Annotated in this window: 26 protein-coding genes and 1 riboswitch; of the genes, 15 read left to right on the forward strand and 11 right to left on the reverse strand. The window is 39.7% G+C overall.

Annotation, left to right across the window (positions count from 1 at the left end; genetic code table 11):
- Positions 1-61: 61 nt before the first annotated feature.
- The 4 genes from gnd to queE all read left to right on the forward strand — a co-directional run bounded on the left by gnd (position 62) and on the right by queE (position 4,275).
- Complete coding sequence (gene gnd / locus KI363_RS02915; RefSeq protein WP_212965447.1) at positions 62-1,477, forward strand: NADP-dependent phosphogluconate dehydrogenase; 1,416 nt, start codon at positions 62-64, stop codon at positions 1,475-1,477.
- A 550-nt stretch (positions 1,478-2,027) separates the two neighbouring features.
- A riboswitch (PreQ1 riboswitch) is annotated at positions 2,028-2,074 on the forward strand.
- A 382-nt stretch (positions 2,075-2,456) separates the two neighbouring features.
- Positions 2,457-3,122: a 7-cyano-7-deazaguanine synthase QueC gene (gene queC / locus KI363_RS02920; protein WP_212965448.1), complete on the forward strand. Its 666-nt coding sequence runs from the start codon at positions 2,457-2,459 to the stop codon at positions 3,120-3,122.
- Positions 3,119-3,556: a 6-carboxytetrahydropterin synthase QueD gene (queD, locus tag KI363_RS02925; protein ID WP_212965449.1), complete on the forward strand. Its 438-nt coding sequence runs from the start codon at positions 3,119-3,121 to the stop codon at positions 3,554-3,556. Before queC ends, queD begins: the two co-directional genes overlap by 4 nt.
- Entirely contained in the window at positions 3,553-4,275 is a 723-nt protein-coding gene (gene queE, locus KI363_RS02930; protein ID WP_212965450.1) for a 7-carboxy-7-deazaguanine synthase QueE, read from the forward strand. The genes queD and queE overlap by 4 nt, the downstream gene beginning before the upstream one ends.
- Before the next feature lie 49 nt (positions 4,276-4,324).
- Here the strand turns inward: queE and uraA are convergent, their stop codons facing one another.
- From uraA to KI363_RS02945, 3 genes are all read right to left on the reverse strand, one after another.
- Complete coding sequence (gene uraA, locus KI363_RS02935) at positions 4,325-5,593, reverse strand: uracil permease (RefSeq protein ID WP_212965451.1); 1,269 nt, start codon at positions 5,591-5,593, stop codon at positions 4,325-4,327.
- Positions 5,594-5,973: 380 nt separating this feature from the next.
- Positions 5,974-7,203 (reverse strand): peptidase T, encoded by a 1,230-nt coding sequence (pepT, locus tag KI363_RS02940; RefSeq protein WP_212965452.1) that lies wholly within the window; start codon positions 7,201-7,203, stop codon positions 5,974-5,976.
- 147 nt (positions 7,204-7,350) lie between these two features.
- Positions 7,351-7,674, reverse strand: coding sequence for a winged helix-turn-helix transcriptional regulator (locus KI363_RS02945; RefSeq protein ID WP_158322027.1), 324 nt, complete (start codon positions 7,672-7,674; stop codon positions 7,351-7,353).
- Positions 7,675-7,873: 199 nt separating this feature from the next.
- Between KI363_RS02945 and KI363_RS02950 the strand changes: the two genes are divergently transcribed.
- The gene (locus KI363_RS02950; RefSeq protein ID WP_212965453.1) at positions 7,874-8,482 is read left to right on the forward strand and encodes a nitroreductase family protein; all 609 of its coding nucleotides are present in this window, start codon (positions 7,874-7,876) and stop codon (positions 8,480-8,482) included.
- 127 nt (positions 8,483-8,609) lie between these two features.
- Complete coding sequence (locus KI363_RS02955) at positions 8,610-9,686, forward strand: lactonase family protein (RefSeq protein ID WP_212965454.1); 1,077 nt, start codon at positions 8,610-8,612, stop codon at positions 9,684-9,686.
- 60 nt (positions 9,687-9,746) lie between these two features.
- On the opposite strand, the gene KI363_RS02960 is transcribed toward KI363_RS02955, so the two are convergent.
- Genes KI363_RS02960 through KI363_RS02970 form a run of 3 tightly spaced genes read right to left on the reverse strand, consistent with a single transcriptional unit; the run spans position 9,747 to position 11,491 of the window.
- Positions 9,747-10,463, reverse strand: a complete 717-nt coding sequence (locus tag KI363_RS02960) for a YfjL-like protein (protein WP_212965455.1) — start codon at positions 10,461-10,463, stop codon at positions 9,747-9,749.
- The gene (locus KI363_RS02965) at positions 10,432-11,001 is read right to left on the reverse strand and encodes a zf-HC2 domain-containing protein (RefSeq protein WP_212965456.1); all 570 of its coding nucleotides are present in this window, start codon (positions 10,999-11,001) and stop codon (positions 10,432-10,434) included. Before KI363_RS02965 ends, KI363_RS02960 begins: the two co-directional genes overlap by 32 nt.
- Entirely contained in the window at positions 10,994-11,491 is a 498-nt protein-coding gene (locus KI363_RS02970) for an RNA polymerase sigma factor (protein ID WP_212965457.1), read from the reverse strand. Before KI363_RS02970 ends, KI363_RS02965 begins: the two co-directional genes overlap by 8 nt.
- Before the next feature lie 151 nt (positions 11,492-11,642).
- Between KI363_RS02970 and KI363_RS02975 the strand changes: the two genes are divergently transcribed.
- Entirely contained in the window at positions 11,643-12,233 is a 591-nt protein-coding gene (locus tag KI363_RS02975) for a biotin transporter BioY (RefSeq protein ID WP_373306707.1), read from the forward strand.
- Positions 12,234-12,245: 12 nt separating this feature from the next.
- Complete coding sequence (gene bioB, locus KI363_RS02980; protein WP_212965497.1) at positions 12,246-13,274, forward strand: biotin synthase BioB; 1,029 nt, start codon at positions 12,246-12,248, stop codon at positions 13,272-13,274.
- Positions 13,275-13,373: 99 nt separating this feature from the next.
- On the opposite strand, the gene gdhA is transcribed toward bioB, so the two are convergent.
- Positions 13,374-14,756 carry an NADP-specific glutamate dehydrogenase gene (gene gdhA, locus KI363_RS02985; RefSeq protein ID WP_373306712.1) on the reverse strand — a complete coding sequence of 461 codons (1,383 nt, stop codon included), beginning with the start codon at positions 14,754-14,756 and terminating at the stop codon, positions 13,374-13,376.
- Between the two features lie 178 nt (positions 14,757-14,934).
- Here gdhA and gltC point away from each other — a divergent pair, with 178 nt between their 5' ends.
- From gltC to KI363_RS03005, 4 genes are all read left to right on the forward strand, one after another.
- A complete protein-coding gene (gene gltC, locus KI363_RS02990) occupies positions 14,935-15,837 on the forward strand; it encodes a glutamate biosynthesis transcriptional regulator GltC (RefSeq protein ID WP_212965459.1) in 903 nt (300 codons plus the stop codon).
- A gap of 148 nt (positions 15,838-15,985) precedes the next feature.
- Complete coding sequence (locus KI363_RS02995) at positions 15,986-16,669, forward strand: phosphoribosylaminoimidazolesuccinocarboxamide synthase (RefSeq protein ID WP_158322036.1); 684 nt, start codon at positions 15,986-15,988, stop codon at positions 16,667-16,669.
- 90 nt (positions 16,670-16,759) lie between these two features.
- Complete coding sequence (locus KI363_RS03000; RefSeq protein ID WP_212965460.1) at positions 16,760-17,797, forward strand: SepM family pheromone-processing serine protease; 1,038 nt, start codon at positions 16,760-16,762, stop codon at positions 17,795-17,797.
- Positions 17,798-17,832: 35 nt separating this feature from the next.
- Positions 17,833-18,744 (forward strand): DUF1002 domain-containing protein, encoded by a 912-nt coding sequence (locus KI363_RS03005; protein WP_212965461.1) that lies wholly within the window; start codon positions 17,833-17,835, stop codon positions 18,742-18,744.
- Between the two features lie 36 nt (positions 18,745-18,780).
- On the opposite strand, the gene KI363_RS03010 is transcribed toward KI363_RS03005, so the two are convergent.
- The gene (locus tag KI363_RS03010; RefSeq protein ID WP_212965462.1) at positions 18,781-19,806 is read right to left on the reverse strand and encodes a DUF1646 family protein; all 1,026 of its coding nucleotides are present in this window, start codon (positions 19,804-19,806) and stop codon (positions 18,781-18,783) included.
- 379 nt (positions 19,807-20,185) lie between these two features.
- Positions 20,186-20,941, reverse strand: a complete 756-nt coding sequence (locus KI363_RS03015) for an AAA family ATPase (protein ID WP_212965463.1) — start codon at positions 20,939-20,941, stop codon at positions 20,186-20,188.
- Between the two features lie 272 nt (positions 20,942-21,213).
- Here KI363_RS03015 and KI363_RS03020 point away from each other — a divergent pair, with 272 nt between their 5' ends.
- The 3 genes from KI363_RS03020 (at position 21,214) to KI363_RS03030 (ending at position 24,777) form a co-directional block, all read left to right on the forward strand.
- Positions 21,214-22,209 carry a nuclease-related domain-containing protein gene (locus KI363_RS03020; protein WP_191967446.1) on the forward strand — a complete coding sequence of 332 codons (996 nt, stop codon included), beginning with the start codon at positions 21,214-21,216 and terminating at the stop codon, positions 22,207-22,209.
- A gap of 191 nt (positions 22,210-22,400) precedes the next feature.
- Complete coding sequence (locus KI363_RS03025) at positions 22,401-23,330, forward strand: S66 peptidase family protein (RefSeq protein WP_158322042.1); 930 nt, start codon at positions 22,401-22,403, stop codon at positions 23,328-23,330.
- A gap of 61 nt (positions 23,331-23,391) precedes the next feature.
- Positions 23,392-24,777 (forward strand): L-cystine transporter, encoded by a 1,386-nt coding sequence (locus KI363_RS03030; protein WP_212965464.1) that lies wholly within the window; start codon positions 23,392-23,394, stop codon positions 24,775-24,777.
- A 56-nt stretch (positions 24,778-24,833) separates the two neighbouring features.
- Here KI363_RS03030 and KI363_RS03035 read toward each other — a convergent pair whose 3' ends face one another.
- Entirely contained in the window at positions 24,834-25,631 is a 798-nt protein-coding gene (locus KI363_RS03035; RefSeq protein ID WP_158322044.1) for a YihY/virulence factor BrkB family protein, read from the reverse strand.
- Between the two features lie 167 nt (positions 25,632-25,798).
- Positions 25,799-26,041 (reverse strand): hypothetical protein, encoded by a 243-nt coding sequence (locus KI363_RS03040; RefSeq protein ID WP_158322045.1) that lies wholly within the window; start codon positions 26,039-26,041, stop codon positions 25,799-25,801.
- Between the last annotated feature and the right edge of the window lie 83 nt (positions 26,042-26,124).

Here is a 26,124-nt window from a genome sequence, read left to right on the forward strand (position 1 = left end):
ATAAAATTAGCTTAAAGATGTTTGGAAGTATATTATACATAAGGTTTAGGAGGAAAGAACATTGTCAAAACAGCAAATTGGTGTGATTGGTTTGGCCGTTATGGGCAAAAATTTGGCTTTGAATATTGAAAGCCGCGGCTATTCTGTGTCCGTTTTTAATCGTAGCCCTGAAAAAACAGAAGACTTTTTGAAGAAAGAGGCTGAAGGGAAAAATGTGGTGGGAACATTTTCCGTTGAGGAATTTGTTAACTCTTTAGAAAAACCACGAAAAATTTTATTAATGGTGAAGGCAGGCCCTGCCACAGATGCAACGATTGAATCATTAAAGCCTCATTTAGAAAAAGGCGATATTTTGATTGATGGCGGAAATACGTATTTCAAAGATACGATCCGTCGTAATAAAGAATTGAGTGAAGCAGGTCTACATTTCATCGGTACAGGTGTCTCAGGCGGAGAAGAAGGAGCATTAACTGGGCCTTCAATCATGCCAGGTGGACAAAAAGAAGCTTATGAGCTTGTGGCACCAATTCTAAAGGCCATCGCTGCGAAGGTAGATGGGGAGCCTTGTACAACATATATTGGCGCTGACGGTGCGGGTCATTATGTGAAAATGGTCCATAATGGAATTGAATATGGTGATATGCAATTAATTTGTGAAGCCTATTTTATGATGAAACATGTACTTGGTCTAACAGCTGAAGAACTTCATGAAGTATTCTCCGAATGGAATAAAGGGGAACTAGATAGTTATTTAATCGAGATTACGGCGGATATTTTCACGAAGAAAGATGAAGAAACAGGAAAACCGCTTGTAGACGTGATCCTAGATACTGCAGGTCAAAAAGGCACAGGAAAATGGACAAGCCAAGATGCACTTGATTTAGGCGTACCACTTCCGCTCATCACCGAATCTGTCTTTGCTCGTTGTATTTCTGCCATGAAGGAAGAGCGTGTAGCTGCAAGTAAAGTACTATCTGGTCCAGAAGCTGTTGGGTATGATGGAGATAAGAATGAGCTCATTGAAGCGATTCGCAAAGCTCTTTATATGAGTAAAATTTGCTCCTATGCGCAAGGATTTGCACAAATGCGAGCAGCGGCAGAAGAATATGGCTGGGATCTGAAATATGGGGATATTGCCATGATCTTTAGAGGTGGATGCATTATCCGGGCGCAATTCTTGCAAAAAATTAAAGAAGCTTATGATCGTGATCCAGAACTTGCGAACTTGATGTTGGATCCATACTTCAAAGAGATTGTCGAGAACTATCAAGGAGCATTAAGAAAAGTGATCGCTGTTGCCGTTGAACGTGGAATTGCAGTACCGACATTCTCAAGTGCCATCGCTTATTATGATAGTTATCGAACAGAGTCACTGCCGGCTAATCTTCTACAAGCCCAACGTGATTATTTCGGTGCCCATACGTATCAGCGTGTGGATAAAGAGGGAGTCTTCCATACGGAATGGATGAATGACTAATTGGAATATACCTTAAGCAAATGCTTAGCTATCATAGCTAGGCTTTTTGCTTTGGTTACGAAACACTTGAAAAATCAAAAACGTGTACCAAGAACCTCCAAGAAGTGTTTGGATGTACGAAAAGCGAAGGAACAGCAAAAAAGTAGCTCCAAAGAGCGTTTGGATGTACGAAAAAGCAAAGGAACAGCCAAAATGTAGATCCAAAGTGTGTTTGGATGTACGAAAAAGCGAGGGAACAGTAAAAACGTAGACCCAAGAGGGGGTTGGATGTACGAAAAAGCGAAGGAGCGGCAAAAAAGTAGATCCAAAGAGCGTTTGGATGTACGAAAAAGCAAAGGAGTTACTAAAACGTAGATCCTTTCTTGGTGTACAGAAGAACCTAGGAAATCACAAAACCATGTATCAAGAATCGCTCTCGAAAGAATAAGAAGGAATTGCTAAAAATCTTTTTGTTCTTACTTGGCCAGTACTCGCATGCGCGGAATTTATCGAATATCTTTAAAGGTTTAAATATGGTAAACTAGAAATGTAAAAGAGAAACTGCATAGTTGCAGAAGAGGTTCGCAATTCCATCCCTCTATAAAAAACTAAGGAGACGAAACAACACGTTGCTTAGTGTTGTTTTTTTTTTGAAAGATAAGAGACTATAAAATTCCCCTTAGGACTATCTTGTGATGGGGTGTAGGTGTTGCCCAGCTCTAGGCGCCATCAGCGAGAGGCTCGCAGGAAGCGAGTCCATCGGCGTTGCGACAGGACGTCGCGCCTTTAGCCGATGTTCTGCTTTAACCTGAGCCAATGAAAGGCAAAGAACGCCTTTCTTTGTCTCAGAACATTTGCTTGTCGCGGGCCAACAGGATGTTGGTCAGAACGGCGTTGCGACAGGATGGCGCGAACTTAGCCGTTCATCCTTTGGCGGGCGCCTTGCGCTTTTCTTAATGGCAATATCCGAATCTCTTCTCTAAAAGGGAGGAGAATAAAAATGGATAATCGTAAGGCAGTTGTTGTATTCAGTGGTGGTCAGGATAGCACCACCTGTTTATTTTGGGCGTTGAAAAAATTCGAACATGTGGAGGCTGTTACATTCCATTATGGACAACGCCATATTTCGGAGTTGGAGTGTGCTAGAGAGATTTGTCTGAAACTCAATGTCCGTCAACATGAACTAGATATGACATTATTAAACCAGTTAGCACCCAATGCATTAACACGAGATGATATAGAAATTGAGGAAGGGGACAATAACCTTCCCTCGACGTTTGTGCCGGGGAGAAATTTACTTTTTCTCTCCTTTGCAGCCGTTTTGGCCAAGCAAATTAATGCGAAACATATCATTACAGGAGTAAGTGAAACAGATTTTAGTGGGTATCCGGATTGTCGGGATGGATTTATTAAATCGTTAAATGTGACGCTTAATTTATCAATGGATGAGACATTCGTGATCCATACACCCCTTATGTGGCGAGATAAATCAGAGGTTTGGGCATTAAGTGATCAGTTAGGAGCCTTTGATTTTGTGAAGAAAAATACGCTGACTTGTTACAACGGCATAAAGGCAAGTGGCTGTGGAGAATGCCCAGCATGTCAGTTACGTAATCGAGGGCTTGAGCAATATGAAAAACAGCGACAGGGAGGGGGAGCTAAATGATGCAGCAAATTTACCCTGTTGGTCCACATTCTTTCGCTTATGAATTAAATAAAGATTTTCATTTTGCGGCGGCTCATTATATCCCGCATGAAGATGCAGGGAAATGCCAAAAAATACATGGGCATACGTATTTTACCAATATTACCATCGTTGGAGATGAGTTAGACCACACAGGTTTTTTAGTAAACTTTAAGACAATTAAGGATCTTGTTCATAAACGATTTGATCATGAAACTCTCAATCAAGACCAAGCTTTTTCTGATGATAAGGCTGATCAATTCCCGACAACAGAAGTCGTGGCCCGCACGATTTATGAAATTGTGCAGCAATACTTAGATTCATTACCCAATCATCCCATTTGCCTACAAGTCTATTTACGCGAAACGCCCACCAGCTATTGTATTTATCGACCGAAAAGGAAGGATCGAATATGAAAATACCAGTATTAGAGATTTTCGGTCCGACGATTCAAGGGGAAGGGATGGTCATTGGACAAAAAACAATGTTTGTTCGTACTGCCGGATGTGATTATTCCTGTTCCTGGTGCGATTCCGCTTTTACATGGGATGGCTCTGAAAAGGACAAAATTCGGATGATGGAACCGGACGAGATTTGGCAAGCTTTGAAAGAGCAGGGGGGCGATACGTTTAGCCATGTCACCATTTCAGGTGGGAATCCGGCATTGTTAAAACAAGTGGGTGAATTGGTGAAATTATTGCATGAACATAATGTTCAAGTTGCATTAGAAACCCAAGGAAGTAGGTGGCAATCATGGTTTACAGAGATTGATGAATTAACCTTGTCACCCAAACCGCCAAGTTCAGGAATGCAAACGAACTTTGATATTCTCGATCAAATTATCCAATCCCTCCAAGATGAGCAAAAAGGCAACTTTAGTTTGAAAATTGTCGTATTTGATGAACAAGATTTAAGTTATGCCATTGATGTGTATAAGCGTTATTCAAACGTAAGATTCTTTTTACAAGTTGGCAATAATGATCTTTCGAACCTCGATGATCAGCAACTCCTTGCCCATTTATTAGAAAGATATCAATGGCTGATAGATAAAGTGATGAAAAGTGAAGAATTAAAAAATGTCCGTGTTTTACCTCAATTACATACGTATTTATGGGGAAATAAACGCAGTGTTTAAATCGAAAAAAGAACCTACTGAGGTTCTTTTTTCGATTATAGCTTCGTAATTAATCATTCGAAAGCTTAAGCTTCTCTAGTATTTTAAAGAAGAGGCTTAGGATGATGGCGACAATGGTAGCAAGGCCCATTCCAGATAGTTCAACAGAGCCAATTTTAATGGCTGCTCCACTAATCCCAATGGCAAGGACGACACAGGTTAAGATCAGATTTTGCGAGATACTATAATCTACCTTTGATTCAACCAACATTCTTAATCCGCTCACAGCAATAATTCCGAATAGTAACAAAGAGATGCCACCCATGACAGGAGTAGGGATGGACATAATTAATGCGGCCAATTTTCCACAGAAGGAGAGGATGATGGCCAGTACGGCCGCTCCACCGATAATCCATGTGGAATATACTCTTGTAATGGCTAAAACACCAATATTTTCTCCATAGGTCGTATTAGGTGTAGCCCCAACGAAACTGGAAATGATCGTTGAGATCCCATTTCCCATGAAAGAACGATCAAGACCGGGGTCCTTGATCATGTCCCTCTTAACAATATTACCAGTGACGATTAAGTGACCAATATGTTCAGGTAATAAGACTAGAGAAGCTGGAAGGATAATTAGCATATCGGCCCAATTAATTTTCATGGAATAGACTGTCGGTAAAGCGAACCATTTAGCTTCTTTGACAAGAGAGAAATCGACTAATCCGGAAAAAGCTGCGATCACATATCCGGACACAATTCCGAGCAAGATCGGAATGATTTTTAAAAATCCTCTCAAGGTCACCCAATAGACGACGGTTAATCCTAATGTTAATAAGGAAACGGTAATCACTTTAGGATCCGGTGCCACATCTTTAGGTGTAACGAGCCCAGCCATATCAGCGGCCGTTGGGACAAGTTCTAACCCGATTACAGCCACAATCGCCCCCATTGCAGCAGGAGGGAAGATGATATCAATCCAGGCTGTGCCGATAAATTTCACAATGAGGCCAACTAGTAGTAATACAATCCCGACCAGAAGAAATCCACCAAGGGCGTGTGCATAACCGTCAAGACCACTGTATTTCCCGAGCACGACGGTAACCGGCGAAATAAAAGCAAAGCTAGATCCTAGGTAGGCAGGAATTTTCCCTTTCGTGATAAAAATATAGATGAGAGTGCCAATTCCATTCATGAGTAAAATAATCGCTGGGTTGATCCCGAATAATAATGGAACTAATACAGTAGAACCAAACATAGCGAATAAATGCTGGAAACTTAATGGCAAGCTTTGTAAAAGCGGTAACCGTTCATCTACTTGTATTTCTCGTTGTTTCATCCGACATCTCTCCTCTTAGTTATCTTGATCGAATAACTAACTTTTAATCAAGATAATGACTATTTTAGCGAATACAGACTATGTCATTGGAGGGGGGAGCTTGCTGGTTGAAGTATTTGTCAAAGAACTTTACACAGCAAAAAGCACCTTGTCCAATGACTGGCAAGGTGCATAATAATCGAATTTTCATCCATTCAGATATGCAAAAAATCGACACTTATCGTAAGTGTATTTCCTTGTCAGCCTCACGGGACTGTTTTAAAGGTCTGATTCATTTGTCATAAGTATTATTACAGGGAGGAGGAAAAAAGTCAATCTTTTTTTATAGAATCGACCGGTACCCAGATCATAATAAAAAAGAGAACCTTCTCTATTCCTTTCTATTTCGCCCTTTGTTCGTAAAGTGTGGCCATTTCTACAATCACACGCACTGCTTTTTCCATATTATCGACGGAAATAAATTCGTACGGGCCATGGAAGTTTTCCCCGCCTGTAAAAATATTTGGCGTTGGTAGGCCCATATAAGAAAGCTGAGAACCATCTGTTCCACCACGGATTGGAGCAATAATCGGTTCGATATTTAAATTTTTCATAGCGTCAGAAGCAATTTCGACTATTTCGATGACAGGTTCAATTTTGTCTCTCATATTGTAATATTGATCGGTGATTTGATATTGAATCCGGTCTTTTCCATACTTTTCAGTAAGCATGGTAACGACTTTTTCAATTCTAGCCTTTTTTGCCTCAAATTGTTTTTTATCAAAGTCACGAATAATATAATCCAGTTTGGCTACTTCAACATCCCCATTGAAAGAAAGTAAATGATAAAAGCCTTCATAGCCTTCTGTGAATTCTGGTGCCTGTCCCGCTGGTAAAGCCTGGTGGAATTCCATCGCCATTTTACTAGCATTCACCATCGTTCCTTTTGCGGTTCCAGGATGGATATTGGTTCCTTTAAAAGTAATTTTTAACGCTGCGGCATTAAAGCTTTCAAATTGTAATTCCCCTAGTGGGCCGCCATCCATTGTGTAGGCATAATCAGCGCCAAATGCCTTCACGTCAAACTTATGAGGACCTCTACCAATTTCTTCATCGGGAGTAAAGGCAACTCGAATTTTTCCATGTTGAATCTCTGGATGCTTAATCAAATAATCCATTGCCGTCATAATTTCGGCAATTCCCGCCTTATTATCAGCACCTAGGAGAGTACGCCCATCCGTTGTCACCATTGTATGCCCGATATAATTTTTAAGTGTAGGGAAGTGAGTGGGGGATAGCACCATATTTTCATTTAATGGGATGTCTTTTCCATCGTAATCAACAATCACTTGTGGATTGACGCCAGCCCCAGTAAAGTCTGTTGCCGTATCAATATGTGCTAAGAATCCGATAACAGGAACCTTTTTATCGGTATTTGCCGGGAGTGTCGCCATTACATATCCATTATCATCGATTGTCACTTCTTGCATACCGATTTCCCGCAGTTCATCTACTAATAGATTGGCTAATTCAAGTTGGCCAGGAGTGGATGGGCAATTGCTGTTGTTTTCATTTGATTGTGTGTCAACTTTAACATAGGTTGTGAACCGTTTAATGATTTCACTTTTCATCCATTTTTTCTCTCCTTTATTTAAAACTTCTAATGTAAATGCTACCACGCCTTTAGTTTACAGTAAAACTTTAAGAAAAAGAACAAAAGTGTCATGATGATGTCTAAAACATAAAGAAGCCGCCTGTTTGGATCAACAGTCGGCTTTTTAACCGTGCTCTGTATCTAACTCTTGCCATTCTTCTGCCCACTTTTGGATTTCTCCCATTAAAGGTTGTAGCGCTTTTCCTTTATCCGTTAAAGAATATTCAATTCTAACCGGAGTTTCAGGGTAGACTTTTCTTTTCACAATTCCTTCTTGCTCCAAATCCTTTAATCTTTCCGATAAAACTCTAGCACTAATTGGCATAGATGACTCGATCGTACAAAATCGTTGTGGTCCATTTAATAGTTGAAAAATAATAAGACCGGTCCAGCGTTGGCCTAATAACCCCATTGCTTTTTCAAATTTCGGGCATAAATTATTGTTCATTATGCTCACCTCATATTATGATTATATATCATGATCGATCTTTCCGATATGATTTTCTACAGTTATTCTAACGAAGGTCACGTCTATGATCGTTGAAAAACAACCTAATTGACATCCTAACATATATATTTTATAGTTACTTACGGAAAGTAACCACCAAAGCAATCAAGACAGCATATATAGGTAAGGAGAGAATGAAATGATTGAAACGAAACAAGACTTTTATAGAGCAGTGGAGGACAGACGCTCCACATATGGTATTAGCAAGGAATCTCCCATTTCTGATAAAAGAATTGAGGAGATTGTAGCTTATGCAATCAAACATGCACCAACAGCATATAATTCACAAAGCGGGAGAGCTGTTCTTCTTCTTGGTGAGAATCACGATAAATTATGGAATTTAACGGAAGCGGCTCTTAAAGAAATCGTTCCAGCTGAGAACTTCCAACCGACAGCTGATAAAATGGCTTCTTTCCGTAATGGATATGGAACAGTTTTATTCTTTGAAGACCAATCAGTAGTCAAAGATTTACAAGAAAGATTTCCATTGTATCAAGATAAAATGCCTGACTATTCCTTGCAATCTTCAGGGATGTTACAATATATCATTTGGACTTCCTTGCGTATAGAAGGATTAGGTGCCTCTCTTCAACATTATAATCCAATTATTGACGAAGCTGTGCAAAAGGTATGGGGAATCCCAAGCAACTGGAGCTTAGTGGCACAAATGCCATTCGGAAAACCAACCGCCGCTGCTGGTGAAAAACAATTTAACAGTGTAGAGGAAAGAATGAAAGTTTTTAAGTAAAAAATGATTTGGAGGGACGTCTTAATGGGCGTTCCTTCTTTTATGATGAAAATTTCATCCCTGCTCCCACTTTGCAAAAACGAGTAAGAATAGCTCTTCTATTTTGTTTTCCTCTTCGAATGGTATAATGGAGTCAGTAAAAGGTATTTTGAAGGGAGCGGTAATATTGGGAAAACAATACATAGGATATGTCGGTACTTATACACGACAAAGTAGTAAAGGCATTTACCGTTTTACGCTTGACACCACTGCTGGAAAATTAAGTGTGCCTGAAGTGGCGGCTGAGGTCGGGAGTCCTACTTATCTTGCCATCAGCGAAGATCAGAAATTTTTGTATTCTGTTGCTCAGCAGGAGAAATTCGGTGGAGTTGCGGCTTTTGAAATTATGAATGACGCTGGAGAATTAAAGCCTTTGAACACTCAAGTAGAGGAAGGGGCTCCCCCTTGCCATTTAGATGTTTATGGTGACCACCTTCTTACTGGTAATTATCATGAAGGAAGAGTGAACTTATACAATATTAATCATAAAGGCGGTATAGAGCCTGTATTAGATGTGTATAACCATCAAGGAAATGGCCCACATGAGCGTCAAGAAAAACCACATGTTCATTTTACAGGGCTAACTCCTGATCGAAATTATGTTGTCGTAGCCGACCTTGGCACAGATGAGGTCGTGACTTATAAAGTCGAAAACAATGAGCTCAAAAAAGTTCAGACGCTTCATGTAAAACCAGGAAGTGGTCCTCGCCATCTTACTTTCCATCCAAATGGCAAATGGGCTTATCTTTTAACAGAGTTATCCACTGAGGTGATCGTTCTTGATTACGATCAACAAACAGGAAGCTTCACTGAAAAACAAACGATTTTGGCTAAGCCAGAGGATTTTGAAGGACAAAATGATGCGAGCGCTATTCATATTTCTCCTGACGGTCGTTTTGTGTATGCTGGAAATCGTGGTCACAATAGCATTGCTGTTTTCCAAGTGGATGAAGCAAACGGTAAAGTAGAATTTGTGGAATTTACAGCAACAGGTGGGGAATGGCCACGCGATTTTTGCTTGGATCCAAGTGGCGCTTATCTGGTTGTAGCAAACCAGCATACGGGCAATCTTGTCCTCTTTGCTCGTGATCAAGAGACTGGAACATTAACTAAATTGGATTCTGAAGTAAAAGTTCCAGAGGGAGTTTGTGTAAAGTTTTTATAAAAACGTGATCGACCTATGTTTCTAAGAGACCATCGACAAATATCGATGGTCTCTCGTTTGTTATTGATTATATTCCTCAATATCCCGCAAAGAAATCTTTTGGCCTTCCGTAAAAGAGCTTGCGTATTTGACATAGCCCTGATCGTCCTTGGAATCCTCATCAAATAGATTGGCATTGATATTGACCATATCATATGTGTATCCTGCGGACTTTAAATGACTTTGCATCTTTTTCATTTCTTCGACAAGCTCCCTTTTAGATAGCTGCTTGGCATCCATTAAAACATCAATATACATCGGCTTTTCAAGCTGTAAATCCTTGTTCCAATCTGTTTCAGGGTCATAGGATCCTTTGAGAACCTCGATTTGAACATTGGTGCGGACAACCCCTTTTATATCTTGGAAAATGTCTTGTATTTCAACGGCCACCTCCTTTTCCCACTTTTCAATCAGTGGTTCATCCAGATTAGCGTAATAGATTTCATCATAGCTAACGGTTGGCCGAAAGAACCCAGTCACTTCAAATTCATAGTTATGTTGGTCTTCTGCCCCAATCTTGTTGACCTCGAAGGAATACCCGCCAATTTTAAAATTGTAAAAGCCTTTATCTGCGTTAAATTCCTGGTTTGGATAGGTGTCTTGCAAATATTTATCAAGGGTAGAAGCGGCTATCCATTTTGAGAGAGGATTTCCATTAAATGCGTTATAGAAAAATAGTATCGGTAGAACAAGAATCATAATCAAACTAACGTATATCCATTTTTTCTTCTTTTTCATTCTCATCACCATTTTCTTTTAATTTTAATACGAGAAATCCAATGACGCCGCCAATGATCGCAAAAACTAAATGGAGACAGGCTAGAAAGATGGAGCCGATCATGGCGTTTACAAGGGTTGATTCATTAGACAAGCTATCGACCAGCGACCATATAAAATTGGGTAAAAAGGCAATGATCAGGACAATGGCCATTTTTCTATAGAAAAGATACGTGATGAACCCGAGAATCGTATAGGTTAAAATAAACCCGAAACTCTCGTTTAATAGTGATGTTTTGATTGCTACAACGAAAGAAATCGCAATCAAAATAATTTGATAAAATGAGAGCTTCAAATGAATTTTTCTCAGCATCTTTTCATTATCTATGGGCGAACAAATGGGTTCCTGATCAATCGGCTCTTGGGAAAGGGAAGAGAGCTCTTGGCAGTGATCACACGATTGTAAATGGGACTCTAACCAATGAGTAGTTTCCTCTTGCAGTAACCCCTCGTGATAAAGAGGGAGTAAATCCTCTACAATATAACAATCTCTATTCATCTTTTTCCCTCATTTCCTTTTTGAGTTTGATTTTCGCTCGATGGAAGGCAAGGCGCACGTAATTTTCACTTTGACTCACTAACTCACCGATTTCTTTAAAAGATAATTCGCCGTAAAGACGTAAAATCACAATCTCTCTTAGCGAAGAGCGTAATTGCTCTAAATGTGTTTGAAGCCGATAATATTCTTCCTTATGAATAAACGATTCTTCTGGAGAAATTTGGTGCTGCTCAGTTTGAAGGGTCATTTTCTCATTTAGGGAACGCGCATATTTTTTAGAGCGATAATAGGTTTTTAAACGATTGTTGGCAATCGAAAAAATCCAAGTTTTTAATGTAGATTTTCCGGAAAAAGAGTGAAAACCCTTCACTGCCTGATAAAATACATCTTGTGTTAATTCCTCTGCAATCGATCGATCTTGTACTTTTACATAAAAGAAGGCGAAAATCTTAGGTTGAATCTCCTTATATAGCTTTTCAAGCTCTTGCATAATGCCCCCTCCGTTTTCCCTTTTCAATATTGTAGTAGCATGAATGACAGATTCGTTTCATAGAAATATATGTTAACCATTTTTAAAATAAGGTTGACATATATTCTATTTCCTTTATTCTTAAACTATATTAAAAAATGAGGTGAAGAAAGTGAATACAGTAACAACCAGAACTCATAATAAGTTAACCGCACTAGATATCACATATGTAGGGATGTTTGCGGCACTTATGATGATCGGAGCAAACATAACTTCCTTTGTTCCGTTTCTTGTGGTAGGAGGAGTTCCGATTACCTTGCAGCCTTTTTTTGCCGTTTTAGCTGGTGCTATTCTAGGTAGCCGCCTTGGTGCTATATCCATGGCTGTCTATGCATTTATCGGTCTGGTGGGAGCCCCTGTGTTTGCTAAGTTTCAGGGAGGATTTGCGCAAATTCTCAATCCAACATTTGGCTTTGTTTTAGCCTTCATTTTAACAGCCTATATTACCGGTAAAATGATTGAGAAAAAGAATAGTCTACCTAGTTATATTTTGGCTGCCCTTATCGGTACATTGATTAGCTACATAATTGGACCGAACTGGATGTATGCAGCCTATAAAGTATGGGCCCAAGCTCCAGAAGCATTTTCCTATAAACTTGTCTGGATTTGGATGGCTTTCCCATTACCGAAAGATATTTTATTAGCGATTCTTGCTGGTATGTTCGCTCACAGAATGCGGAAGATTGTGAAAAGGGGAGGGTAAGAAGGAATGGAAATGCAATGCTTTGAAGAAATGGCTGCTAGGGTTTTGGCAGGAGAAGAATTATCGGATGCAGAGGCAATGGCGATATTGCAATGCTCTGATGAGGAGCTTCTTCCTTTATTGCAGGCGGCATATCAGATTCGGAAGCACTATTTTGGAAAAAAAGTAAAATTAAATATGATTATGAATACAAAATCTGGCTTATGTCCGGAGAATTGTGGCTATTGTGCCCAATCGATTATATCAAAAGCGCCCGTTGAAAAATATTCAATGATGAAAAAAGAGGAGATCGTAGCGGGAGCTAGGAGAGCCCATGGATTAAAGGCAGGGACGTATTGTATTGTGGCGAGTGGACGAGGACCAGCCAATCGGGAGTTGGATATTGTTGTGGATGCAGTCAAGGAAATTAAGCAGACATACGAGCAGATGACAGTGTGTGCATGCTTAGGGATTTTGAATGGAGAGCAAGCAACAAGACTAAAAGAAGCTGGAGTTGACCGTTACAATCACAATATCAATACGTCTAGCTCTCATCATCCCACTATTACCACTTCCCATACATATGAAGATCGAGTAGAGACGGTTGAAACCATTAAACAGGCAGGCATTTCTCCATGCTCTGGTGTCATTGTTGGCATGAAGGAAACATTGGAGGATATAATCGATATGGCACGTAGTTTAAAACAACTTGATGCGGATTCCATTCCCGTTAATTTTTTACATGCGATAGAAGGGACACCATTAGAGGGAACGGACGAATTAAATCCGCGTTACTGTCTTAAAGTTCTTTGTCTGTTTCGCTTTATCAATCCAAGTAAGGAAATTCGAATTTCCGGGGGAAGAGAGGTCAATTTAAGAAGCCTACAGCCACTTGGTTTGTATCCAGCAAATTCGATCTTCATCGGTGACTATTTGACGACAGCAGGTAATGCTGGGTTGGCTGATCAGCAGATGTTGGAGGATATGGGATTTGAGGTTGATTTAGTTGCAATGGATAAAGAAATAGGTGAACTTCAACATATTTATGGTAGCAGGCAATAAATCAAGTAAGACACCGAAAGTTTGCTAGTTACTGGCACTGAATCCAAACACTACCCAAACAAAGAGATCCCTATCGAGATGGATAGGGATCTCTTTAATTTAGATCACACCTTGCATGATCATGGCATCTGCAACTTTTACAAAGCCGGCAATATTAGAACCGACAACGAGGTTACCGGGATGGCCGTATTCTTCTGATGCACGCATGCTGTTTTGGTAAATATCGACCATGATTTCTTTTAATTTTGCATCCACTTTTTCAAGTGACCATGGAGTACGCGAGCTATTCTGAGCCATTTCAAGCGCAGAAACAGCAACTCCACCAGCATTCGCAGCTTTTCCTGGAGCAAATAAAATCTTGTTTTCTAAAAATACATCAATAGCCGCAAGATTAGATGGCATATTCGCACCTTCTCCAACAGCTTTTACGCCATTAGATACAAGAATCTTCGCAGATTGCTCGTTAATTTCATTTTGTGTTGCACATGGAAGGGCGATATCACAAGGAAGAGTCCAGATCCCTTCACTACCTTCATGATACTCGGCATGAGGGTGTTCTTTTACATACTCACAAATTCGGCATCTTTCGACTTCTTTTAGTCTTTTCAAGGTATCGAGGCAAATGCCGGTTTCATCATAAATATATCCGTTAGAATCACTACATGCGATAACCTTAGCGCCATATTCTTGTGCTTTTTCAATCGCATAAATGGAAACATTCCCTGATCCAGAAACAACGACCGTGCTCCCGGAAAAGCTTAGATCTTGGTCACGGAGCATTTCTTCCACAAAATAAACGGTACCATAGCCAGTTGCTTCGGTACGGCCAAGGCTGCCACCATAATCTACACTTTTTCCAGTTAGCACACCTGCATCAAAATGTCCACGCAAGCGTTTATACTGGCCGAACATGTAGCCAATTTCACGAGCACCTACACCGATGTCTCCAGCAGGAACATCGACATCAGAACCAATGTATCGAGAAAGTTCTGTCATAAAGCTTTGTGTAAAGCGCATAATTTCCGCATCTGATTTTCCTTTAGGATCGAAATCCGAGCCGCCTTTTCCTCCTCCAATTGCTTGACCAGTTAATGCGTTTTTAAAGATTTGTTCAAAACCTAAAAATTTTATAATACTAGCATTAACGGAAGGATGAAAGCGTAGCCCCCCTTTGTAAGGACCAATCGCACTATTGAACTGAACCCGAAAACCGCGATTGACTTGTACCTTTCCTTGATCATCTACCCATGGTACTCGAAATGAAATGAATCTTTCGGGCTCAACTACTCTCTCTAGAATATTGTGCTCGATATATTTGGAATTTTTCGCAAATACTGGGGTTAGTGATTGAAAGATTTCTTTAACTGCTTGAAGAAATTCTTCTTCGTGGGGGTCGCGTTTTACTACAGTCTCGTATACATGATCGATATAATTTTTTGCAGATTGTATTTTTTGATTCGTTTCATTCATATTCATCACCATCGCCATTTTTTCCACTCCTTTACTACGTTCAATAAGGGGTTTGTATTACATAATAAAGACAAACTCGAACTAGAGATGTTGTTAAAGAATATTTTATCTTTTATAATCAATCTAAACAATATAGATATTAGATAATAATGATACCAGATTGAGATGAATGCAGAAAAGGGTGGTGCGGTTGGAATTAAGACAGATTCAATATTTTATTGAAGTTGCCAAGCGTGAACATATGACAGATGCAGCTGATGCCTTGCATGTTGCGCAATCAGCAGTTAGTCGGCAAATCGTAAATTTAGAAACGGAACTTGGTGTGAACCTTTTTATAAGAGAAGGCAGAAATATTCGACTGACACATATTGGACAAATGTTCCTAAAAAAAATGGAACAGGCTATGGATGTAATCGAACAAGCGAAAAGAGAAATTGAAGAAAATCTCGACCCTAAAAAGGGAACGGTCCGTATCGGATTTCCAAGTAGCCTTTCCGCCTATTTATTACCATCTGTTGTGTCTGCCTTTAGAAAAGATTATCCTGATGTTAACTTTCAACTTCACCAAGGAGCTTATTATTATTTAATTGACAGTGTGATAAGAGGTGACATTGATATGGCCCTCTTAGGTCCTGTTCCCAAGGAGGACCATCGTGTGAAAAGCGAAATCCTCTTTTTAGAAAACCTTGTCGCGCTCTTACCATCTAATCATCCTTTAGCGAAAAGAAAATCCATTTCTTTAGACGATTTACGAAATGATGCCTTTATTTTATCTCCACAAGGTTATATTTTACGTGATTTGGTCGTAAATGCCTGTAAACAACATGGATTTGAGCCTCAGGTTGGGTTTGAAGGTATGGATATTGATGCCATTAAAGGTCTTGTATCAGCGGGTCTTGGTGTGACATTACTTCCTGAAATTACGTTAATCGATAGCTTGCCAAGAGCCACCGCCAAAGTAGAAATCGATGAACCAAGAGTGACCCGCACAGTCGGGGTTATTATTCCCAAAGACCGAGCACTCATGCCCACGGAACTACTTTTTTATAAATTTATCCGCGCTTTCTTTGATCGTTTAAGTGGTTATCAATAATGCATAAATATCCGTACTGAGTTTTATACCCAACTAAGGCTTTGTTAAAACGAATTTCGTAAAACTTTTTGAACATCTCTTAAAAAGACAAAGAAGACTAGCTTTTGCTATACTTATATCAAACTCCATGTGGAAAGGAAAAAGGGGAATGAACTTAAAATATCGTGGTAAAACAAAAGATGTGTACGCGTTAGAAAATGGCCATTTTCTGTTGAAATTTAAAGACGATGTAACAGGAGAAGATGGTGTGTTTGATCCAGGAGCGAATACGGTAGGCTTGCAAATTGAGGGAGCTGGTAAAGCAGGCCTAAAACTGACAAAGTACTTTTTTGAGGTCCTCCGGGAGAAAGAAATTCCAACCCATTATGTCGATGCCCATTTGGATGATGCGGAGATGATTGTAAAACCTGCTACAATCTTTGGAGATGGATTGGAAGTGATATGTCGTTATAAAGCAACGGGTAGTTTTATGAAACGATATGGGAAGTATGCAAAGGAAGGCCAAGATCTAGATGGTTTTGTGGAAGTTACATTAAAAGACGATGAACGTCAAGATCCTCCAATTAGTGCGGATGCGCTTGATTTGTTAGGTATTCTATCATTAACTGAATATGCCCAGTTAAAAGCACTAACAAAACAAATCAGCGATGTAGTGAAAGAAGAACTTCAAAACAAAGGGATCGAATTGTATGATATTAAACTTGAATTTGGTAAGACAGAAACAGGAGAGATCATGTTAATTGATGAAATTTCCGGTGGGAATATGCGAGCATATAAAGATGGAGTCTATATAGAACCATTAGAGTTGGAAAGACTAATGAATGAAGTTTAATATTACTTAGCTACTTTCTTCAATATTTCAATAAACGGGAAGGAGCATGTGAAATATGGATGCATCTATAGAAAGTAAGGGAAACGACATATGAATTCAGCTTTTACAAAGCGAATGAAAACGAGAAGTCTTACGATTATCCTGGTTTTGGTGATCATTTCACTCTTTATCCCGACCCCATATTATTTGTATCAACCCGGATCAGTAGAAGAGCTGGGATCTAAAGTAACTGTGGAAGGCGGAGAAAAAGATCCCACAGGAAATTTACATCTTACGACCGTGTTATCCATGAGAGCGAGTAATATTTATTATTTAGCTTACGGATGGTTTGCTCCTCATACAGATATGCGCAAGGTGAAAGAAGTGCGGGGAGATATGTCGGATGATGAATATAATCGTCTGTTAAATCATATGATGGAAAGCTCGCAAAACCACGCTTTCGCAGCTGGGTTACGTGCTGCTGGAGAAAAGGTGGAAATAAAGCCAACCGGTGTTTTCGTACGTGATATTCGAGAGGATACCGATGCGAAAGGGAAACTTGAAATTGGTGATGTGATCCAGCAAATAGATAATCAGGAAGTAGAAGACGCGCAAGGCTTCCTTGATTATTTATCACATAAAAAGGCAGGAGAGATCGTCGAGTTACAATTTGAGCGAGAAGGATCAATGCGAAGAGAAAAGATTAAGCTAGTTCCACTAACCGATAGTACGAATCAAGCGGGACTTGGTATTGTTTCTGAAAATGAATTTACGATTACCCCATCACGGCAAATTAGCATTGATGCTGGTGATATCGGTGGTCCATCTGCGGGGTTAATGTTTTCCTTGGAAATTTATAACCAGATTTCTCAAAAACATCTTACGAAAGGATATGAAATAGCGGGGACAGGCGAAATTGACATGGATGGAAATGTTGGACAAATCGGTGGGATTCGCGAAAAAATTACCGCTGTTGAAAAAGCGGGGATGGATATTTTCTTCTGCCCGGCGGATATTCATCCTTATGATTCAAACGAAAAAGATGTATTGGATGAGGCTGAGAAAGAAGGCTATAAAGTTAAGATCGTTCCAGTAAAAACCTTGCAAGAGGCGATCGATTATTTGGAAAAACTACCACCTAAGAAATAGGATCATCCCTATGGGGGCGAAAGCGAGGGAATAAGATGAAATCCAAAATGAAAAAATTCCTTGTTTTATTACTAGCATTGGGGTGTTTGCTTTATACAGCAAGTCCAGTGCTAGCTGCAAATGATGAGGAGGAAGTGATTGATGAGAAACTTGGACTTCCTATTGTTGTTTATGGTGAAACACTAACTGATTCCCAAAAAGAGGAAGTAAGAAAGATTTTGAATGTGAAAAATCCCGAAAATGTCGAGGAAATCATTGTCACAGCAGATGATTTGGCTCGTTTGATCGATGGTAATCCGAATTCAAGAATGTTTTCCTCTGCGAAAATCACGTTACAAGATAAAGGAAAAGGTCTAGTCATTAAAAGGGTAACTCCAGAAAATATTACAGAAGTAACGGAAGAAATGTATGCGAATGCGATGCTCACAGCAGGTGTGGAAAATGCGATTGTGGAAGTCGCTTCTCCTGTGAAGGTTACAGGTCACTCTGCATTGGTTGGGATTTATAAGGCTTATGAATCTCGTGGACAAACATTGGACAAAGGAAGAATGGAAGTAGCGAATGAAGAGCTCGATATCGCCACTGAGCTTGCGGATAAAGAAGGGTTAAATGATGAAAAAGTCGGTGAACTTTTAACCGAAATTAAAAAACAAATCGCTGAGCAAAATCCGGTAACAAAAGAAGAAGTAGAGCAAATTGTCGAAGAGCAATTAAGTAAAATGGAAATTCAATTAAGTCCGGAAGATCGGCAATTACTCATCGATTTATTCGAAAAAATGCGTTCTTTAGACATTGACTTTGGAAATGTGAAACAGCAACTAGAAGATATTTCAAAGGATATTAAAAATAAACTTCAAGATGTTGTCGGAGATGAAGGTTTCTGGGATAGTGTTAGCAAGTTTTTTAAAAATTTATTTGAATCTATTGCTAATTTTTTCAAGGGTTAATGGAAAAGGTGGTCTCTACTAGGACCACCTCCTTTTTTACCCAAAAATTAAAATGATAATAAAATAAACAAGCATGGCGGCCAGTCCAATTGGAACACCGAAGCGGGCCCATTCGCGGCTTGTAATATTAAGTTTTCCCGCAGAGATAATATTCGGGATGTTTCCAGGAATGAGCATGCCGCCACTAATCATCAGCCCAAGCAAAATCGCTTTAATCGTCGGAGCTTCCATAAGCGGACTAATTTCTGCCGCGGCTAATGTAGCATTATCTAGGACAGCTGAAATCATATTAATCCAATAAAGCAATAGTGGGCTAAGTCCGAGTAAATATTTTTCAATAAAAGGCTCAAATCCAGCTCCAAGTAGAGTAAGGCCCATGACAAAAAGATAAATTTTTATAGCACGGATAATGATTTCTCCATAGCTTTCTGGCTCGAGAGAACTAGAAAGGCCAGTTTGATCTTTCTGTGGCTTGACTAACACAGCTGCAAGAATTCCAAAGATCAATACAGCTGGAATGACATCAGATCCAATCAAACGCATCAAGAAAAAGAAATCCTCACCAAGCTTGCTTGTCGCAATGGTGGATAAAGGTTCTCCTAACGGAGTTAAGGCGGATCCTAATCCTATGGAGAAGCAGGCTAATACAACAAAACGAATTTCCGATTGGCGATCAAGTCGGAGTACACTCACGATCACGACGAGTACGATAGCGGCTATGATCGCTGTAATGATACTTGAGACTAATCCAAGAATGATCACAACAAGGGCTAAAAATAGTCGGCTTGGAATAGCTCTATTTAATCCTAAAATGCCCTTTTCAATCGGTGTTTGTAACCAACGGAACAATAAACCTGCAATTAAAACGGCCAAAGTAATATGTATCGGATCTTCTAAAGCCTTGAAAAATAAAGACCGATCAAGGACTTGACTTATAAATGCAGCAGCTAGTCCCATTAAAAATAAAAAAGCCTCAAGATTTTCTTCAACGGTTTTCACAGTAAATGGTAAAAGCAAAACAAGAATTAATACAACAGTTAAACCAATAATGGTCACATTCATACTTCATAACCTTCTTTCGACAAAATTCGGGTGGGCCACCTATTAGTACGTGTTCAAAAAGGAGGATAAAAAGGACCCGTCGGCGACTACGCTGACGTCCTGTCAGCAACGCCGACACTAGCACATCCTGTGCGTCGAAAGTTCGAGGCGGCGCAGTTTCGAGCACAAGGAAAGCTTCCCTGAATCCGCATCGCACGCCGGAAAAGTGGTTTTCTTTTCCAAGGAGCGGACTTGTACAGGAAGTACTGACTTCTGCGTTGCCCACAGGACGTGGGCGGTTTTAGCAGAAGATCTTTTTTTTCCTGATACATGAGCAGCGCAGAAATAAGCCAACGAAGAAATTCGAAGTGTCATTTTTACCGGACTTTTTGAACATCCCCTATAAAAACAAATGATGTAAAAGCCTATCTTTGTCCTCAAAGAATTGTTTGAATAAAAGATAGTGATTCGTTTCTTCTAAGGTTGTTTCTTTGATTCCATCCTCGGAAAATTCATAAATCGTAGCGTGAGGATAAGCCATCAGTAAAGGAGAATGAGTGGCAATGATAAATTGGGAATCTTGTTCCACAAGCTCATGCATACGCGCTAACATGGATAATTGCCGTAAAGGGGATAAGGCGGCTTCGGGTTCATCTAAAAGATAAATGCCTTGTCCTCGAAAACGGTTTAAAAATGTCGCGAAAAAGGATTCTCCATGAGATTGTTCATGTAGAGAAACACCACCAAACTGATCGATAATTTTTCTTCCACCTAGTGGCTCGCTGTCCAATTCCTCGATATTAGAAGCGACGTTATAATAGGTTTCGGCTCTCAGGAAAAATCCATCCTTTGGTTTGTACGCGCCTTTGCTCAAACGTAAATATTGTTCAAGTGGTGAATGGGAATCATAAGTGGAGAAATTGAAATTAAAACTCCCGCCTTCAGGATTAAATCCATACGCAATCGCTATCGCCTCTAATAAGGTTGATTTCCCCATGCCATTTTCGCCAATGAGATAAGTAACCTGTGGATGAAAAGTAAGTTCATCTAATGCTTGTACAACAGGTAAATCAAAAGGATATGTAGATAAAGATGGAATCCGGTCATTAAGAATCTTGATTCTTTTTATATACTGCATCGATTCATTTAATAGCATATTACCCTCTCCTGGGTTAAAAATTCTCCTTTTCACTATTTTAACGAAAGTGAAGGGGGATTGTCATCTTTGCAGAAATAAAAAAAACACGGCCCGATTATTGGTATTCTTCGCCCGATTAGGGGTAAGGTTGGCCCGATAGTCTTCAACTTCCGCCCGATTACGTCCACGCTCGGCCCAATCTTTGGAAATTTCGTTTCTAAAATAAAGGACTTCTCCACTTTTTGTCGAAGTAGGACATGGTAAATAAATATCTTAAAGAAGGTGGTATTTTGAGTAGAATTAAAAAGAAAAGAGGAGTTTCGATTGAAAAAGAAAAACTTACGTCTTTATTGCGGCGATTGCTAAAAAGTCATCCTAGTTGGTATCAAGTGGAAGCCCAGTTGGCTCGTTGCAATGCAGGTATTTATGGTGAGCAGTCACTTGATTATTACCTTTCTCATATCCCTCATGAAGAACTTTTTATTTTTCAAAGTCTTCGTTTACCTCTGCCAGATGGTTCCTACTACCAGATTGACTTTTTGCTTTTATCTCCTGAAACGATTCTTCTTTTAGAAGCTAAAAATTTAAAAGGTCGCATTTTAATTGAAGAAAATCAATTGATAAGAGAGTTGCCGGAAATCACGGAATCATTTTCTAACCCCATTCAACAAGTAAGTAACCAGCTCTTTCATTTAATGAGATTACTTCGCAGTTTTTCTTTTCCGATTCCTCCGACTGCTTCAATTGTGGTATTCACCCATCAATCATCCATTATTTTACCTAATCCCAATTATCCCGCTGTTGCAAAACAGGTTATTCGCCCGGATGCCATTAGACAAAGGGTCGACAATTTTTATCGACAGCATCCAAAAAGAATCTTTACCAGGAAAGACATGCTTCAACTATCACAGTTGCTAATAAACCTCCATACACCAGACAATCCTGACGTTATGAAGAAATATAAAGTGGATAAAGCTGAGCTCTTATCGGGGGTATATTGTGAGGGGTGCAAAAGCTTTTCTATTGTGAAAAAAAGGGTATGGATCTGTCAAAGGTGTCAAAAAGTAGATGATACCGCCCCAATTCATGCGTTAATTGATTATTATTACTTAGTTGGATCTGAAATTACAAATCGGGAATGTCGGGAATTTTTGCGGATACCATCTAGCTCCGTTGTTAAAAAGTTTCTCTCCGAACTAAACCTCAAGGTCATAGGTAAAGGTAGAACGACAAGATATCTACTTTGTATTAAAACTTTGAGGAATAAGTTGCTACGGCCCTATTAAGTGTGAATCCGGCCCGATTATTGGTATTCTTCGCCCAATTAGGGGTAAGGTTGGCCCGATAATCCTCAACTTCCGCCCGATTCTCTTCAATTTTGGGCCCGATTAACATTCGCTAAAGACAAAGTTAGAGCATGGATAAGGCAAAAAAGAATACTATGAAGATAGGAGCAATAAACAAAGGAGTGCACAGAATGGAAATAAGAAAGCGATTGGGAGTGGGAGATAAAATCGGTCTGACGGCTCCAGCTGGCCCAACAGATGAAGGAAAATTAAATAAGGGGATTGCTGTTTTAAAAAATCTTGGTTTCCAAGTAAAAGTGGGATTGACTTGTTATCAAAATGAGGGTGGCTATTTGGCAGGTCCTGCCATCATGCGTGCGAATGAACTGAATCAGATGTTTGCCGATCCCAACATTGACGCGATATTTTGTTTGCGAGGTGGGTATGGAGCCATGCAAATCCTTCCTTTTCTTGACTTCGATATGATTGCCAATCATCCAAAAATGCTAATTGGTTATAGTGACATCACAGCCTTACATATTGCTTTACAACAGAAAAGTGATCTTGTGACCATTCATGGTCCCATGCCTGCATCAGATCTGATTTCCGCATCTGACTTTACAATTCAATCGTTGCTCTCGGTTTTAACAAACGCCCATTCTAGTGGAAGAATAGAAAATCCTCCTGGAGAAATTATGGAATGCCTTGTACCTGGAAAGGCGGAAGGAATCTTAACAGGAGGAAATTTAGCTCTTATCACCAGCTTGCTAGGTACGCCCTTTGAAATCAATACCAAAGGGAAAATCTTATTTTTAGAAGATGTAGGGGAAGAGCCTTATCGAATTGATCGAATGCTGACACAGTTAGCTTTAGCCGGAAAGTTTGATGAGACGGAAGGAATTCTATTAGGGAGCTGGACTGATTGCCAATCGAGCAACCTGAACAGTTTTCAAGTAAAAGATGTATTTCGAAGAATTATTGCTCCATTTGGAAAGCCAACAGTAATGAATGTAAGGGCGGGACATTGTGAACCTGCGATTACTTTGCCTTTTGGGGTACCTGTCTTGTTACAAGCAGAAGAAGGAAAGCTTTCTTATTTCAATCCACAATCTTGGTTATGAATCCGAAAATGTGGGAATATATTATGGAGGATCTATACCTGCTTAGGAAAGGAGTCATTTGATGAATACCTTGTGGGTGATTGCCAATATTATCCTACTCCTACTTTTAATAGGGCTTTTATTTTATATGCAAAAGAAGCATCTTTCTTTTTCAAAACGTGTTTTTTCTGCATTAGGCCTAGGGATTGTTCTTGGACTTTATATTCACCTTGTATTTGGGACAGATTCGAATGTGACAAAGCATTCGATTGAATGGTTTGATATTGTAGGTAGTGGTTATATATCTTTTCTGAAAATGATTGTCATGCCGCTTGTGTTTATTTCGATTGTGTCAGCTTTTACAAAATTAAAGCTAACAAGTAACTTGGGAAAAATTAGCGCCTTAGTGATTGGAATTTTAATTGGGACAACGGCGATTGCGGCAGCGATTGGAATTGTAACATCATTAGGGTTTAACTTGGAAGGCATTGAGCTTGAGGCTGGGGAGGCAGAATCGGAAAGAAATACACAGTTAGAACAAACGGTGGGAGACGTAGAAGATATGACGATCCCACAACAAATTATTAGCTTATTCCCACAGAATCCATTTATGGAGTTAACAGGAGCAAGACCCACTTCTACGATTGCAGTGGTGATATTTGCCGCTATTATCGGAATAGCTTATTTGGGTGTAAGAAGAAAAGAGCCGGAGCACGGTGAATTTTTCGCAAAGATTATTGAAACGATTTACACGATTGTGATGAGGATGGTTACCCTGATCCTTCGTTTAACACCGTATGGGGTTTTAGCTTTGATGGCAAAAGTAACCGCAACAAGTGATTATTCAGCGATTGTCAAACTAGGTAAATTTGTGGTTGCCTCTTATGTGGCGATCATTGTGATGTTTATTGTACACATGCTTTTACTCTTATTAGTTGGCAAGAATCCCATTACCTATATTAAAAAGGTGATGCCGGTTTTAACATTCGCCTTTACTTCTCGTTCAAGTGCCGGGACATTACCTTTAAACATTAAGACACAAAATCAAGCATTAGGTGTCTCGGAAGGGATCGCTAATTTTGCCGGTTCCTTTGGATTATCGATCGGACAAAATGGTTGTGCGGGTATTTATCCTGCTATGTTAGCCATCATGGTTGCCCCTACAGCAGGCGTTAATCCCCTTGACCCTGTATTTATCGGGACATTGATTTTGATTGTAGCGATCAGTTCATTTGGAGTAGCCGGAGTAGGGGGAGGAGCCACATTTGCTGCGTTACTTGTTCTCTCGGCTATGGATTTACCAATTGGAATCGTCGGTCTCTTAATTTCGGTTGAGCCCTTAATTGACATGGGAAGAACTGCCTTAAATGTAAGTGGAAGTATGACGGCAGGAGTACTGACAGGAAAAATGACCGGCGAATTAGACGAAGATGTCTATAATCAACCAAAACAAAGTTTGCAAATATAAAAAATCCCTGGATTCTCAAAGATGAGACATCCGGGGATTTTTTTATTACAATAAGCTTATGCATGTTTATCGATCCAAGAGGCATTGATGAGGCCGCCTATTAACAGCACAGCAGCGGTAAAATAAAACCAAATCATTAGGACAATCATATTGGCCATATAGCCATAAAGCTTTGTATAACTGGCGAAATAGCTGACATAATAGGTAAAGCCAATCGTGACAGTTTGCCATCCAATAGTGGAGAAAATGGCCCCGGGTAGAGCATGAGAAAAACGAATTTTAGAACTCGGCACGGTCTTATATAAAAGGAGAAAAAAGAATAGTAAATAGATGGAACCAATTCCCCATTTCACAACTGCCCACCAGTGGTAAAATGCTGATGGTAGGTGGGCAACCAAGAAGACTCGGCTGATTTCTTCTCCAATTGGGATCAATAGAGAAACAGTTAAGGTGATCATCAACCCTGCCGTTAAAATCAGGTCTTTTCCTAAGGCTAGGAAGAAAGATTCCTCGCGGATTACACGATAGGCCTCATTCATCGAGCGAACAAGCGCCTGAACAGCCATAGAAGCGATCCAAAAAGCTGCAAGTAAGCTAAAAGAAGCGAGTTTTGTCTGATTTCTACCGACAATGCCCATGATGTTATCTTCAATTAAACTGAAGCTACCTTTTGGAATATAAGGTTCTAATATAGTGAGCACATCTTCCGACTGGACAGGGAGCAGGCTAATAATGGCAAAAGAAAATACCAAAAACGGGAAAATGGCCAACATAAAATAATACGCCATTAACGCTGATTCATCATGGAACCGCTCTAAGAAAAATCGCTTAAATACATTTAAAACCACATTCATTTCCACTCATTCCTCTGTTCATATCTCCTATTAGCTTTAGCTATTAAAGAAGATTCAAAACATTGGAGGGAAAAAAAGAGGTTTCTGCAGATGATAAGGATCAAGTAATTTTAAGCGATAGTATGGGAATCATGGTCGAGAAGAAAATTCAAGATATAAAGGGCGAATTATTTTTCTTGAAAGTAAAATCCGATAATATCGCCTTTGCCGCCATACCATTTATCTGCTATTTCATCTGTGCGACAGGTAAAAAGGTCTTTTGCAAATTCCCACTCCTTTGCATTTTTAAAAAAGGAATCTAGTTCAAGTATCGTTTCCTGCAAATTCTTATCTCCCTGATGAATAGCGATCATAGATGTTTGAATGAGTACTCTTCCTAATTGCTGTGCATCAAGTTCGGTTATTTTCATTATATTCTCTCCTTGCTTGTGTACGGCATAGCAACACTGTAGTGATCATCATGATCTTTATAACTCGGTTAACCTAAAATGGA

The sequence above is a fragment of the Lederbergia ruris genome, assembly GCF_018332955.1.
Classification (GTDB): domain Bacteria; phylum Bacillota; class Bacilli; order Bacillales; family Bacillaceae_C; genus Lederbergia; species Lederbergia ruris.

Excerpts from the sequence above, each read along its gene's own strand:
- queE (WP_212965450.1), top strand. The coding sequence starts at position 3,553 with ATGAAAATACCAGTATTAGAGATTTTCGGTCCGACGATTCAAGGGGAA.
- KI363_RS02945 (WP_158322027.1), bottom strand. The coding sequence starts at position 7,674 with ATGAACAATAATTTATGCCCGAAATTTGAAAAAGCAATGGGGTTATTA.
- KI363_RS03010 (WP_212965462.1), bottom strand. The coding sequence starts at position 19,806 with ATGAATGTGACCATTATTGGTTTAACTGTTGTATTAATTCTTGTTTTG.
- KI363_RS02960 (WP_212965455.1), bottom strand. The coding sequence starts at position 10,463 with ATGAAAAAGAAGAAAAAATGGATATACGTTAGTTTGATTATGATTCTT.
- KI363_RS03000 (WP_212965460.1), top strand. The coding sequence starts at position 16,760 with ATGAATTCAGCTTTTACAAAGCGAATGAAAACGAGAAGTCTTACGATT.
- gdhA (WP_373306712.1), bottom strand. The coding sequence starts at position 14,756 with ATGGTGATGAATATGAATGAAACGAATCAAAAAATACAATCTGCAAAA.
- KI363_RS03015 (WP_212965463.1), bottom strand. The coding sequence starts at position 20,941 with ATGCTATTAAATGAATCGATGCAGTATATAAAAAGAATCAAGATTCTT.
- KI363_RS02955 (WP_212965454.1), top strand. The coding sequence starts at position 8,610 with ATGGAGTCAGTAAAAGGTATTTTGAAGGGAGCGGTAATATTGGGAAAA.
- KI363_RS03025 (WP_158322042.1), top strand. The coding sequence starts at position 22,401 with ATGGAAATAAGAAAGCGATTGGGAGTGGGAGATAAAATCGGTCTGACG.
- bioB (WP_212965497.1), top strand. The coding sequence starts at position 12,246 with ATGCAATGCTTTGAAGAAATGGCTGCTAGGGTTTTGGCAGGAGAAGAA.
- KI363_RS02950 (WP_212965453.1), top strand. The coding sequence starts at position 7,874 with ATGATTGAAACGAAACAAGACTTTTATAGAGCAGTGGAGGACAGACGC.
- queD (WP_212965449.1), top strand. The coding sequence starts at position 3,119 with ATGATGCAGCAAATTTACCCTGTTGGTCCACATTCTTTCGCTTATGAA.
- KI363_RS02965 (WP_212965456.1), bottom strand. The coding sequence starts at position 11,001 with ATGAATAGAGATTGTTATATTGTAGAGGATTTACTCCCTCTTTATCAC.
- KI363_RS03040 (WP_158322045.1), bottom strand. The coding sequence starts at position 26,041 with ATGAAAATAACCGAACTTGATGCACAGCAATTAGGAAGAGTACTCATT.
- KI363_RS02970 (WP_212965457.1), bottom strand. The coding sequence starts at position 11,491 with ATGCAAGAGCTTGAAAAGCTATATAAGGAGATTCAACCTAAGATTTTC.
- uraA (WP_212965451.1), bottom strand. The coding sequence starts at position 5,593 with ATGAAACAACGAGAAATACAAGTAGATGAACGGTTACCGCTTTTACAA.
- KI363_RS03030 (WP_212965464.1), top strand. The coding sequence starts at position 23,392 with ATGAATACCTTGTGGGTGATTGCCAATATTATCCTACTCCTACTTTTA.
- KI363_RS03005 (WP_212965461.1), top strand. The coding sequence starts at position 17,833 with ATGAAATCCAAAATGAAAAAATTCCTTGTTTTATTACTAGCATTGGGG.
- KI363_RS02995 (WP_158322036.1), top strand. The coding sequence starts at position 15,986 with ATGAACTTAAAATATCGTGGTAAAACAAAAGATGTGTACGCGTTAGAA.
- queC (WP_212965448.1), top strand. The coding sequence starts at position 2,457 with ATGGATAATCGTAAGGCAGTTGTTGTATTCAGTGGTGGTCAGGATAGC.
- KI363_RS03035 (WP_158322044.1), bottom strand. The coding sequence starts at position 25,631 with ATGAATGTGGTTTTAAATGTATTTAAGCGATTTTTCTTAGAGCGGTTC.
- pepT (WP_212965452.1), bottom strand. The coding sequence starts at position 7,203 with ATGAAAAGTGAAATCATTAAACGGTTCACAACCTATGTTAAAGTTGAC.